Source organism: Streptomyces violaceorubidus, from assembly GCF_000717995.1.
GTDB lineage: Bacteria > Actinomycetota > Actinomycetes > Streptomycetales > Streptomycetaceae > Streptomyces > Streptomyces violaceorubidus.
This window is the reverse complement of sequence record NZ_JODM01000013.1, coordinates 24,268-36,314: the sequence shown is the minus strand read 5'-3', so window position 1 is coordinate 36,314 and position 12,047 is coordinate 24,268. Positions and strand designations below refer to the sequence as shown.

At 70.2% G+C, this 12,047-nt stretch carries 10 protein-coding genes; 2 read left to right on the top strand and 8 right to left on the bottom strand.

Going from position 1 to position 12,047, the window contains the following annotated elements:
* Positions 1-7 precede the first annotated feature (7 nt).
* From rpsD to IE94_RS0117510, 5 genes are all read right to left on the bottom strand, one after another.
* Complete coding sequence (gene rpsD / locus IE94_RS0117530; RefSeq protein WP_030185023.1) at positions 8-622, bottom strand: 30S ribosomal protein S4; 615 nt, start codon at positions 620-622, stop codon at positions 8-10.
* 295 nt (positions 623-917) lie between these two features.
* Positions 918-2,273 (bottom strand): replication-associated recombination protein A, encoded by a 1,356-nt coding sequence (locus IE94_RS0117525; RefSeq protein ID WP_030185021.1) that lies wholly within the window; start codon positions 2,271-2,273, stop codon positions 918-920.
* A 69-nt stretch (positions 2,274-2,342) separates the two neighbouring features.
* Positions 2,343-3,005 carry a vitamin K epoxide reductase family protein gene (locus IE94_RS0117520; RefSeq protein WP_030185019.1) on the bottom strand — a complete coding sequence of 221 codons (663 nt, stop codon included), beginning with the start codon at positions 3,003-3,005 and terminating at the stop codon, positions 2,343-2,345.
* Positions 3,006-3,205: 200 nt separating this feature from the next.
* Positions 3,206-4,468 (bottom strand): histidine--tRNA ligase, encoded by a 1,263-nt coding sequence (gene hisS / locus IE94_RS0117515; RefSeq protein ID WP_030185016.1) that lies wholly within the window; start codon positions 4,466-4,468, stop codon positions 3,206-3,208.
* A gap of 11 nt (positions 4,469-4,479) precedes the next feature.
* Positions 4,480-5,196 carry an MBL fold metallo-hydrolase gene (locus tag IE94_RS0117510; RefSeq protein WP_030185013.1) on the bottom strand — a complete coding sequence of 239 codons (717 nt, stop codon included), beginning with the start codon at positions 5,194-5,196 and terminating at the stop codon, positions 4,480-4,482.
* A 183-nt stretch (positions 5,197-5,379) separates the two neighbouring features.
* On the opposite strand from IE94_RS0117510, the gene IE94_RS0117505 reads away from it, so the two are divergent.
* A complete protein-coding gene (locus IE94_RS0117505) occupies positions 5,380-6,207 on the top strand; it encodes a peptidylprolyl isomerase (RefSeq protein WP_030185010.1) in 828 nt (275 codons plus the stop codon).
* Between the two features lie 135 nt (positions 6,208-6,342).
* Positions 6,343-7,572: a DUF349 domain-containing protein gene (locus tag IE94_RS0117500; protein WP_030185009.1), complete on the top strand. Its 1,230-nt coding sequence runs from the start codon at positions 6,343-6,345 to the stop codon at positions 7,570-7,572.
* Positions 7,573-7,651: 79 nt separating this feature from the next.
* Here the strand turns inward: IE94_RS0117500 and relA are convergent, their stop codons facing one another.
* The 3 genes from relA to secF form a co-directional block, all read right to left on the bottom strand.
* Positions 7,652-10,195 carry a GTP pyrophosphokinase gene (gene relA / locus IE94_RS0117495; protein WP_030185007.1) on the bottom strand — a complete coding sequence of 848 codons (2,544 nt, stop codon included), beginning with the start codon at positions 10,193-10,195 and terminating at the stop codon, positions 7,652-7,654.
* A gap of 184 nt (positions 10,196-10,379) precedes the next feature.
* Complete coding sequence (locus tag IE94_RS0117490) at positions 10,380-10,928, bottom strand: adenine phosphoribosyltransferase (RefSeq protein WP_030185004.1); 549 nt, start codon at positions 10,926-10,928, stop codon at positions 10,380-10,382.
* On the bottom strand, positions 10,925-12,046 hold the full coding sequence (gene secF / locus IE94_RS0117485) for a protein translocase subunit SecF (RefSeq protein ID WP_030185001.1): 1,122 nt from the start codon (positions 12,044-12,046) through the stop codon (positions 10,925-10,927). The genes IE94_RS0117490 and secF overlap by 4 nt, the downstream gene beginning before the upstream one ends.
* Position 12,047 lies beyond the last annotated feature (1 nt).

The following is a 12,047-nucleotide window of genomic DNA, read 5'->3' as shown; positions in this document are numbered from 1 at the left end:
GCTGGGATCAGCGGGCGTAGTACTCGACGACGAGCTGCTCGTCGCAGATCACCGGGATCTCCTTGCGGTTCGGCTCGCGGTCCAGGCGGAACGCCAGGGCCTTGAGGTTCACCTGGAGGTAGCGCGGGGTCTCGCCGTCGGGGGCGAAACCACCCTCGCGGGCGATCGTGAAGAGCGTCTTCTCCTTGGAGCGCTCGCGCACCTGCACGACGTCGTCCGGGCGGACGCGGAAGGACGGCTTGTCGACCTTCTGGCCGTTGACCTGGATGTGGCCGTGCACGACCATCTGGCGGGCCTGGTAGATCGTGCGGGCGATGCCCGAACGCAGGACCAGCGCGTCGAGACGGCGCTCGAGCTCGATGACCAGGGCCTCGCCGGTCTTCATGTTGGTCTTGGAGGCACGCTCGTAGGCGCGGACGAGCTGGCGCTCGCTGAGGTCGTACTGCGCGCGCAGACGCTGCTTCTCGAGCAGACGGACCTTGTAGTCCGAGTTCTGCTTGCGGCCGCGGCCGTGCTCACCCGGCGGGTAGGGGCGGGCCTCGAAGTACTTGACGGCCTTCGGGGTCAGCGCGATGCCGAGGGCACGCGACTTCTTGACCTTGGGGCGGGACTGGTTCGCCACTGTCTGTGTCTCTTCTCTAGATTTCCGGCTTGTCAGGGTTGAGGGAGGTCGCAATCCGCAGCCGGGGAAACCCGTCCGGTCCGCTCGGGACCCGCCGGGCAGCCGCTCCCCTGGTCTGGGCACATACGTGCAGCACGCGAGTGGCCCACCGACCGCTCCCGGAAGCCGGGTGGTGGTGGGCTGCCCGCGACACCGATCGACGGTGCGCGACGCTCCTGGAACCCCGGAGGGTTCCGGCCGGTTGTCCCGTTCTGACTGCACGGGACTCGGCGCTCCGGGCGATTCTACAGGCTGCTCAGGAGGGCTTGCGACCGAGGTGCCCGCGGGTCCACTCCACCGCGTCCGCGTACCTGGCCTCGGCACCGTGCCGGGTCGGCGTGTAGTACGTCCGCTCCTTCAGTCCGTCCGGGGCGTACTGCTGGGCGGCGATGCCCTCGGGCAGGTCGTGCGGGTACACGTACCCCTGTCCGTGTCCCAGTTTTCCGGCGCCCTTGTAGTGACTGTCGCGCAGGTGGGCGGGGACCGGGCCGGTGTGCCCCTTGCGCACGTCGTCCAGGGCGGCGCCGATGGCGGTGGTCGCGGCGTTGGACTTGGGGGCCAGCGCCAGGGCGATGGTGGCGTGGCTGAGGGTGAGGGCGGCCTCGGGGAAGCCGATCATGGCGACGGCCTGGGCGGCGGCGACGGCGATCTGCAACGCGTTCGGATCGGCCAGGCCGATGTCCTCGCTGGCGGAGATCATCAGGCGCCGGGCGATGAAGCGGGGGTCCTCGCCGGCCTCGATCATCCGGGCCAGGTAGTGCAGGGCGGCGTCGACGTCGGAGCCGCGGATGGACTTGATCAGGGCGCTGGCGACGTCGTAGTGCTGGTCGCCGTCGCGGTCGTACTTCACCGCGGCCCGGTCGACCGTCTCCTCCAGCGTGGTCAGGGAGACCTCCGTCTCGCCCTTGTCCAGCGCGGCCCCGGCGGCGGCCTCCAGGGCGGTGAGCGCGCGGCGGGCGTCGCCGCCGGCGATCCGCAGCAGGTGCTCCTCGGTGTCCTCGGGGAGGGCGACGGCGTCCCGCAGGCCGCGCTCGTCGCTCAGGGCGCGGCGGAGCAGGTCCCGCACGTCGTCGTCGGTGAGGGGTTCGAGGGTGAGCAGGAGGGAGCGGGAGAGCAGCGGGGAGATCACCGAGAAGTACGGGTTCTCGGTGGTGGCGGCGATCAGGGTGACCCAGCGGTTCTCGACGGCGGGGAGCAGGGAGTCCTGCTGGGCCTTGCTGAAGCGGTGGATCTCGTCCAGGAAGAGGACGGTCTCCTTGCCGTACCCGCCGACCGCGCGGCGGGCGCCGTCGATGACCGCGCGGACCTCCTTGACGCCCGCGGTGATCGCCGAGAGCTCCACGAAGCGCTTGTTGGTGGCCTTGGAGACGACGTAGGCCAGGGTCGTCTTGCCGGTGCCCGGCGGGCCCCAGAGGATGACCGAGGAGGGCCCCGCGGGGCCGGACGCGCCCTCGCCGACCAGGCGGCGCAGGGGCGATCCGGGCTTGAGCAGGTGCTGCTGGCCGACGACCTCGTCGAGGGTGCGCGGGCGCATCCGCACGGCGAGGGGGCTGCCGGTCGGGTCCTTCTCCTGGCGTTCTTCGGCTGCGGCGGTGAACAGATCGGGCTCCACGCCCTGAACCCTAAAGGACCGCACCGACAACGCGGCGGGCCCGGTGGGCCCGCCCTCGCGGAAGGCCGGTCAGCTGGTCCAGAAGTCCCACCAGCGAGTGAGGATCATCATGCCGATGATGCCGATGTGCAGCACCGGCAGGACCCAGGTGAACTCGCCGAAGAAGCCGCGCAGCCAGCCCGGCGCGGGCAGGAAGCCCTTGCGGACGTTGAAGGACGTCACGTACCAGAACATCAGGATCGTGGCGACCCAGGCCAGGCAGCACCACAGGCACAGCGAGTTGATCCGGTACAGGGACTGGAACTGGAGCCACGAGACGAAGGCGATGCCGAAGAGGCAGCCCGCGTTGAAGGTGAGCCAGTACCAGCGCGGGAAGGTGGCGCGGGCGAGCAGGCTCATGCCGACGCAGATGACGATGCCGTAGGCGACGAGGCCGAGCATCGGGTTGGGGAAGCCGAAGGCCGAGGCCTGGTCGCTCTCCATGATGTTGCCGCAGGAGACGACCGGGTTCAGGCTGCAGCCGGGCGTGAAGGTGGTGCCGGCGACCTTGGCCTCGAGGATCTTCTGCTTGTCGATCGTGATGACCCACGCGGCGAGCAGGCCGGCCGCGCCCGTGATCACCAGCAGCAGCGCGAGCGCGCGGCTGCCGCCCTCGGTGCGCGGGGTGCGGGTGCCGCTGTCCGGCGACGACTCTGTCACGGTGGAGACGTCCTTCACTGTCGTCTTGCTCATCACGCCGATTCCGTCACTGGGGAGTGGGACTGCTTCGGGCAGGGGCCATTGTGCCGCACGACCCTGTAGGGGCACCGTTCGATGAGCCTATGAACGGTTCGGCGATCACTCCGGAGCGGCGCTTTCGGGCCACCACCCGTTCTCCAGGGGCACACGCGAACGAAACGCGCGCCCCTGGAGGGGACGGGGACACCCGGCCGCTAGCCGAGCCGTGACTCCAGCTCCGCCACGATCTCGTTGACGCCGATCGCGCTCTGCTCGCCGGACTCCATGTCCTTGAGCTGGACGACGCCGTCGGCCAGGTCGCGCTCGCCCAGGACCAGGGTGTACCGGGCGCCGGAGCGGTTGGCCGCCTTCATCGCCGCCTTGAGGCCCTTGCCGCCGTAGGAGAAGTCGGCCGCGACGCCGTTCTTGCGCAGCTCGGTGACCTTGGCGAACAGGATCCGGCGGGCCTCCTCGCCCAGAGGGACCGCGAAGACGGAGGTGGCGGACGGGATGTCCAGCTCGATGCCTTCCGCCTCCAGGGCGAGGACGGTGCGGTCGACGCCGAGGGCCCAGCCGACCGACGGCAGGGAGGGGCCGCCGATCATCTCGGAGAGGCCGTCGTAGCGGCCGCCGCCGCCCACCGCGGACTGGGAGCCGAGACCGTCGTGGACGAACTCGAACGTCGTGCGGGTGTAGTAGTCCAGGCCGCGGACCAGCTTCGGGTCGTCCTCGAAGACCACGCCCGCCGCCGTGATCAGCTCGCGCACCTCCTCGTGGTACGCCTTGCAGGCGTCGCACAGGTAGTCGCGCAGCAGCGGGGCGTCGGTGAGCTGCTTCTGGACGTCGGGGCGCTTGTCGTCCAGGACGCGCAGCGGGTTGATCTCGGCGCGGCGCAGCGTGTCCTCGTCCAGGTCGAGACCGCGCAGGAAGTCCTGCAGCGCGGCCCGGTAGACGGGACGGCACTCCTGGCCGCCCAGGGAGTTGAGCAGGATGCGGAAGTCCCGCAGGCCGAGCGCGCGGTACGACTGGTCGGCCAGGATGATCAGTTCGGCGTCCAGGGCCGGGTCCTCGGCGCCGATCGCCTCGGCGCCGACCTGGGAGAAGTGGCGGTAACGGCCCTTCTGGGGGCGTTCGTAGCGGTACTGCGAGCCCGAGTACCAGACCTTTACCGGCAGGTTGCCCGCCTTGTGCAGGTTGGCCTCCAGGACCGCGCGCAGTACCGGAGCGGTGGTCTCCGGGCGCAGGGCGAGGCGGTCGCCGCCCTTGGTCTCGAAGACGTACATCTCCTTGGTCACGATGTCGGTGGACTCGCCGACGCCGCGCGCGAACAGCTCGACGTTCTCGAAGCCGGGCGTCTCGATGTAGCCGTAGCCCGAGTTGCGCAGCGGGGCGGCGATCGCCTCGCGGACGGCCAGGTACTTGGCGGAGTCCGGCGGCAGCAGGTCGTACGTGCCCTTGGGGGCCTTGAAGGTGCTCACGGAAGGTCTCGTCACATTCCTCGTCGGGGAGCCTCGGCAGCGCTGTTCCCTTGGCCGCCCGCGGCCACTTGCCGCAAGTACGGGTTGGTGGCGCGCTCCTGGCCGATGGTCGTCTGGGGGCCGTGTCCGGACAGCACCACGGTCGCGTCGTCGAGCGGCAGGCACACGCGTGCCAGGGACTCGAGCAAGTCGTCCATGGAGCCGCCGGGGAGGTCGGTGCGTCCGATGGAGCCGGCGAACAGGAGGTCGCCCGAGAACATCACCGGCGGGATGTCCGCCGCCTCGGGCAGGCCGAAGGTCACCGACCCCTTGGTATGGCCCGGGGCGTGCGCGACGGTCAGCTCCAGGCCCGCCAGCGCCAGCTTCGCGCCGTCGGTCAGCTCCTTGACGTCGTCGGGCTCCCCGACGGTCAGCTCACCCATGAGCGGCATGCCGATGCTGCGGCCGATGCCCTTCTCGGGGTCGCTCATCATGTAGCGGTCCTCGGGATGGATCCAGGCCGGCACGTCGTGGGCGCCGCACACCGGGACGACCGAGGCGACGTGGTCGATGTGGCCGTGGGTGAGGACGACGGCGACGGGCTTGAGCCGATGCCTGCGGATCGCTTCCTCGACTCCGGGGGCCGCCTGGTGGCCCGGGTCGATGATCACGCACTCCTCACCGGCGGCAGGGGCGACGAGATAACAGTTCGTCCCCCAGGCACCGGCGGGGAACCCGGCAATGAGCACGATCGTCCTTCGTTTGTGTCGGTACGGATGGGCTTGCGAACCGGCCGCGCCCATGGTCAGAGCCTACCGGCGGTGCCGATTCCTCAGCGAACCCATATACGGTACGGGGCTACACGCCCACGGTCGGCTCATCGCACCCACGCGTACCGGTCGGCACACGAAGACGCATGAGGAGAGAACCCGGTGGTCACCCAGGAGCAGCGGCGGCGTCAGCTCGCCCGGGAGAAGTTCTTGCGGCAGCAGCAGCGACGTACCTCCGCTCGACGCAAGGCGCGCATGCGCAACGCCGCGATCGCGTCGGTGCTCGGCGTGATTCTGATCGGCAGCGTCGCGCTGTACACGACCGGCGTGGTCCTGGGGGACGACGACGACAGCAAGACGAACGCGAGCGCGGAGGTCACGCCGAGCGCCTCGGCACCGAGCAAGGCGCCGGACCCGTGCGAGAAGCCCGCCGAGGGCAAGGTCAAGACGCAGACCTGGAAGAAGGAACCTGCGTTGACCATCGACAAGTCGGCGAAGTACACGATGAAGCTGGCGACCACCTGCGGTGACATAGACATCGCGCTGAAGACGGAAGCGGCGCCGCACACCGTCAACTCGTTCGACTTCCTGGCGGGCAAGGGCTTCTTCGACCACACCCCCTGCCACCGCCTCACCACCAACGGCATCTACGTGCTGCAGTGCGGCGACCCGACGGGGCAGGGCAACGGTGGCCCGGGTTACAACATCCCGGACGAGAACCTGAAGGACAAGAGCCTCAAGTCGAACACGTACCCGGCGGGCACGGTGGCCATGGCGAACACGGGGCAGCCGGGCTCCGGCGGCAGCCAGTTCTTCCTCGTGTACCAGGACAGCCCGCTGCCGCCGAGCTACACGCCGTTCGGGACCATCTCCGACAAGGGCATGGCCGTGCTGAAGAAGATCGCGGACGCCGGGGAGAGCACCGGTCAGGGGGACGGGGCGCCCAACGCGACGGTCGTGATCGACAAGGCCACCGTCACGAAATCCTGACCCTCATCAGCGAAAGTTCGACTCGCGCGGGTGCGGACAGGCCCCCCGCCGGTCGCCTATGTTGGCCGTGACGAAACTGTGGACGATGCCCGGGGGTAGCGAAGCCCTCCGCAGGCATCATGTGGAGGAGGCGCTGTGAGCAGCGACCCGTGGGGCCGCGTCGACGAGACGGGGACCGTGTACGTGCGTACGGCCGACGGCGAGAAGGTCGTCGGATCCTGGCAGGCAGGCTCCCCCGAGGAGGCACTGGCCTACTTCGAACGCAAGTACGAAGGCCTGGTTGTGGAGATCGGCCTCCTCGAGAAGCGGGTGAAGACCACCGACCTGTCGGCCAAGGACGCCCAGACCGCCATCGGCCACCTGCGCGAGCAGGTGGACGCGCACCACGCGGTCGGCGACCTGGAGTCCCTGCGGGCCCGGCTGGACAAGCTCGTCGCGCTGGTGGAGGCACGGCGCGAGGAGCGCAAGGCCCAGCGGGCCAAGCAGTCCGACGAGGCGCGCGGCGCCAAGGAGGCCCTGGTCGCGGAGGCCGAGGAGCTGGCCCGCTCCGACCAGTGGCGGGCCGCCGGTGAGCGGCTGCGGTCCCTGGTGGACACCTGGAAGGGTTTGCCGCGCCTGGACCGCAAGTCCGACGACGAGCTGTGGCACCGCTTCTCGCACGCGCGCTCGGCGTTCTCCAAGCGCCGCAAGCAGCACTTCGCGCAGCTCGACGCGCAGCGCGAGGAGGCCCGGCGGACCAAGGAGCGGCTGGTCTCCGAGGCCGAGGCGCTGTCGAACTCGACGGACTGGGGACCGACGGCCGCGCGCTACCGCGACCTGATGTCCGAGTGGAAGGCCGCGGGCCGCGCCCAGCGCGAGCACGAGGACGACCTGTGGAACCGCTTCCGCGGCGCCCAGGACGTGTTCTTCGCCGCCCGCGGCTCGGTCTTCGCCGAGCGGGACGCCGAGCAGACGGAGAACCTGAAGCTCAAGGAGGAGCTGGCCGAGGAGGCCGAGAAGCTCGTCCCGGTCACCGACCTCAAGGCGGCCCGTGCCGCCTTCCGCTCGGTCAACGAGCGCTGGGAGGCCATCGGCCACGTGCCGCGCGACGCCCGGCCGAAGGTCGAGGGGCGGATGCACGCGGTCGAGCGGGCCCTCCAGGAGGCCGAGGAGGCCGAGTGGCGCCGGACCAACCCGGAGGCCCGCGCGCGTGCCGAGGGCCTGACCGGTCAGCTCCAGGCCGCCGTGGACAAGCTGCGCTCCCAGGTCGAGCAGGCGCGTGCCCAGGGCAACGACGCGAAGGCCGACAAGCTCGCGCGTGAGCTGGAGGGCCGCCAGGCGCTGCTGGACCAGGCGCTCAAGGGGCTGCACGAGTTCGGCGGCTGACGGTCCCGGACCACGCACGAGAGGGGCTCCCGTACGGTGCGTACGGGAGCCCCTCTCGTGTGTGCGCCTGTGCGGCCCTCTACGACGGCCTGCGTGCCGAAGTCACCCTGTACACGTCGTAGACGCCCTCCACGCCGCGCACGGCCTTCAGGACGTGCCCGAGGTGCTTCGGGTCCCCCATCTCGAAGGTGAAGCGGGAGGTGGCCACGCGGTCGCGGGAGGTCTGGACGGCCGCCGAGAGGATGTTGACGTGCTGGTCGGACAGCACCCGTGTGACGTCCGACAGCAGCCGGGAGCGGTCCAGCGCCTCGACCTGGATGGCGACCAGGAAGACGGAGGACTGGGTGGGCGCCCACTCGACCTCGAGGATGCGCTCGGGCTCGCGGGACAACGAGTCCACGTTGACGCAGTCGCTGCGGTGGACGGAGACGCCGCTGCCGCGGGTGACGAAGCCGATGATGGGGTCGCCGGGCACGGGCGTGCAGCAGCGGGCCAGCTTGACCCAGACGTCGTCGACGCCCTTGACGACCACGCCCGGATCGGCGCTGGTTCGGCGCTTGCGCCCCCGGCCGCGGGCCGGCGGGACCGACTCGTCGATCTCCTCGGTGGCCGCCTCCTCGCCGCCGAGCGCCGAGACGAGCTTCTGCACGATGTTCTGCGCGGCGACATGGCCCTCGCCGATCGCCGCGTACAGCGCGGAGATGTCCGAGTAGCGCATCTCGTGGGCGAGCGTGACCAGGGAGTCGCCGGTGAGGATGCGCTGGATCGGCAGGTTCTGCTTGCGCATCGCGCGGACGATGGCGTCCTTGCCCTGCTCGATCGCCTCGTCGCGGCGCTCCTTGGAGAACCAGCCGCGGATCTTGTTGCGGGCGCGCGGCGACTTCACGAAGCCCAGCCAGTCGCGGGAGGGGCCCGCGCCGGCCGCCTTGGAGGTGAAGACCTCCACCAGGTCGCCGTTGTCCAGGGTCGACTCCAGCGGCACCAGCCGCCCGTTGACCCGTGCCCCTATGGTGCGGTGGCCGACCTCGGTGTGGACGGCGTAGGCGAAGTCCACCGGGGTGGCCCCGGCGGGGAGCGCTATGACGTCGCCCTTGGGGGTGAAGACGAAGACCTCGTTGCGCGAGAGGTCGAAGCGCAGGGACTCCAGGAACTCGCCGGGGTCCTCGGTCTCCTTCTGCCAGTCGAGCAGCTGGCGTAGCCACGCCATGTCGTTGAGGTGGTCGTCCTTGCTCTTGCCGGAGGACCTCGGGGCGTCGGTGCGCACCTTGGAGGCGCCGGCGACGGCCTCCTGCTTGTACTTCCAGTGCGCGGCGATGCCGTACTCCGCGCGGCGGTGCATGTCGAAGGTGCGGATCTGCAACTCGACCGGCTTGCCGCCGGGCCCGATGACCGTCGTGTGCAGCGACTGGTACATGTTGAACTTGGGCATCGCGATGTAGTCCTTGAACCGCCCGGGAACCGGGTTCCAGCGGGCGTGGACCGTGCCGAGCGCCGCGTAGCAGTCGCGGACGGTGTCCACCAGGACGCGGATGCCCACCAGGTCGTAGATCTCCGCGAAGTCACGGCCGCGGACGATCATCTTCTGGTAGACGCTGTAGTAGTGCTTGGGGCGGCCGGTGACGGTCGCCTTGATGCGGGCGGCGCGCAGGTCCTGCTGGACCTCGTCGGTGACGACGGCCAGGTACTCGTCGCGCTTGGGGGCGCGCTCGGCGACCAGGCGGACGATCTCGTCGTACATCTTGGGGTAGAGGATCGCGAAGGCGAGGTCCTCCAGCTCCCACTTGATGGTGTTCATGCCCAGCCGGTGGGCGAGCGGGGCGTAGATCTCCAGGGTCTCGCGCGCCTTCTTCTCCTGCTTCTCGCGCTTGAGGTAGCGCATGGTGCGCATGTTGTGCAGGCGGTCGGCGAGCTTGATGACCAGGACGCGCGGGTCCTTGGCCATGGCGACGACCATCTTGCGCACGGTCTCGGCCTGCGCGGCCTCGCCGAACTTGACCTTGTCGAGCTTGGTGACGCCGTCGACGAGCAGGGTGACCACGTCGCCGAAGTCACGGCGCAGGTCCTCCAGGCCGTACTCGGTGTCCTCGACGGTGTCGTGCAGCAGCCCGGCCATCAGCGTGGCCGGATCCATGCCGAGCTCGGCGAGGATGGTGGTGACGGCGAGCGGGTGGGTGATGTACGGATCGCCGCTCTTGCGCTTCTGGCCCCGGTGCCAGCGTTCGGCGACCTGGTAGGCGCGCTCGATCTGGCGCAGCGTCGCCGTCTCGATCTTGGGGTCGTTGCCGCGCACTATGCGCAGCAGGGGCTCCAGGACCGGGTTGTACGGGTTGGCCCGCTGTACACCGAGGCGGGCGAGGCGGGCGCGGACGCGGTTGGAGGAGCCGGAGCGGGCAGGCTGCCCGGCGGGGGTGCGGACCACGGGCGCGTTCTGCGGGCGCTCGGCCGGCAGCGTCTTGGGACGCGGCTGCTGCTCCGCGGGCTTGTCGACCGGCGTGGAGGGAGCGTGCTGGATCGGCCCACGCGTGTCGTTCTTCGCCTGGGGCGCGCTCGGCGCGGGCTTCGCCGCGGACGCCGAGGCGGACTCGGGCTTTGCGGCGGTCAGTGGCTGGGCCTCGTCTGGCAAGAGGACTCCTCGTGCGCGATCCGGGTCCCCCGGTGAGGCTCCGGATACCCCATGGTAGCGATCCTGCCCTCCAGGATCGCCTTCTGGCCAATGTGAGGGCCGTCAACCCCTGCAACGCCTGGGGCGGACGCCGGATTCCTCCGGGTCCGCCCCAAGGGTGCCGTGATGTGTGCCCGGCCCGCTCTCAGACCGTGAGCAGTGCCTTCAGCGGCGCCCCGGCCAGAGCGGGCTCCAGCCGGGCCCGCCCGCCGAGGAAGCCCAGCTCCATCAGCACGGCGAGGCCCGCGACCTCGGCCCCGGCCCGGCGGATCAGCTCCAGCGAGGCCTCGGCGGTGCCGCCGGTGGCGAGGACGTCGTCGACGACCAGGACGCGGTCGCCCGCGGTGAGGTCCTCGGCGTGCACCTCGATCTCGGCGGAGCCGTACTCCAGGTCGTAGCTCTGGCTGAGCGTGGCTCCGGGGAGCTTGCCCGCCTTGCGTACGGGGATGAAGCCGAGGCCCGCCCGCAGGGCCACCGGGGCGCCGAGGATGAAGCCGCGGGCCTCCAGTCCGACGACCTTGGTGGCGCCGGTGTCCCCGGCGACCTCGGCGAGCGCGTCGGTCAGGGCGGTGAACGCCGCCGGGTCCGCCAGGAGCGGGGTGATGTCCTTGAACACCACGCCCGGCTCCGGGTGGTCGGGCACGTCCCGGATGCGGCTCAGGAGCAGCCCGGTGAGGTCGGTCGTGTCGGTCATCGGCGCTTCCCCGACGGTCGGCCGCGGCCCCTGCCCCGGGACGCGGGCTGGTCGCGGGGACCGACGACCGCGGGCGCGGCGTCGTCGGGCTCGTCGGCGTCGTAGGCACCCTCGTCGGCCGCGGAGTCCGTGGTCTCGCCCTTGGCCGCCGCCTGGGCGCGCTTGGCGAGGACCCGCTTCTTGAGGGCCTTCATCTGCGGCTCGGCCTCCTTGAGGTCGGCGACGAGCGGCGTGGCGATGAAGATCGACGAGTAGGCGCCCGCGGCGAGGCCGACGAACAGCGACAGCGAGATGTCGTTGAGCATGCCGGCGCCGAGGACACCGCCGCCGATGAACAGCAGGCCCGCCACCGGCAGCAGCGCGACCACCGTGGTGTTGATGGAGCGGACCAGGGTGCTGTTGATCGAGCGGTTGGCGATCTCCGCGTAGGTCCAGCGGGTCTGCTTGGTGATGTCCCGGGTCTGCTCCTTGAGGCTGTCGAAGACGACGACCGTGTCGTAGAGCGAGTAACCGAGGATCGTCAGCAGACCGATCACCGTGCCGGGGGTGACCTCGAAGCCGACCAGGGCGTAGATGCCCACCGTGATGGTGATGTCGTGGATCAGTGCGACGAAGGCGGCGAGTGCCATGCGCCACTCGAAGGCGATCGCCAGGTAGATCACCACGAGGACCATGAAGATCCCGAGGCCCTGCCAGGCCTTGTTGGCGATCTGGTCACCCCAGCTGGGGCCGACCAGGTCGGCGTTGATCTTCTCCGCGGGGACGTCCAGGTTCTTGGAGAGGTCCTCCTTGATCTGGTCCGACTGCTGGGTGTCGGTGCCCGCGATCTGGATGCGGAGGCTGCCGTCGCCGAGCTTCTGGACGATCGCGTCGTGGCCGGAGGCGTCCTCCGCCCAGGTCTCGGTCTGGGAGACCGAGGCGCTCATGTTCTTCGGGGTGGTGAAGACCGCGCCGCCCTGGAACTCGATGCCCATGTGCAGGCCGCGCACCGCCAGGCCGACGATGGCCGTGATGGTGATGAGGATCGAGATGCCGTACCAGATCTTGCGATTCTTGACGAAGTCGTAGCCGACCTCGCCGTGGTGCAGTCGGGCGCCGAGTGTGCCGAGCTTCGACATC

What these genes read in the sequence shown, in the direction of transcription:
- IE94_RS0117520 (WP_030185019.1), bottom strand. Translation starts at nt 3,005, where the DNA reads ATGAGCAAGACGACAGTGAAGGACGTCTCCACCGTGACAGAGTCGTCG.
- IE94_RS0117490 (WP_030185004.1), bottom strand. Translation starts at nt 10,928, where the DNA reads ATGACCGACACGACCGACCTCACCGGGCTGCTCCTGAGCCGCATCCGG.
- secF (WP_030185001.1), bottom strand. Translation starts at nt 12,046, where the DNA reads ATGTCGAAGCTCGGCACACTCGGCGCCCGACTGCACCACGGCGAGGTC.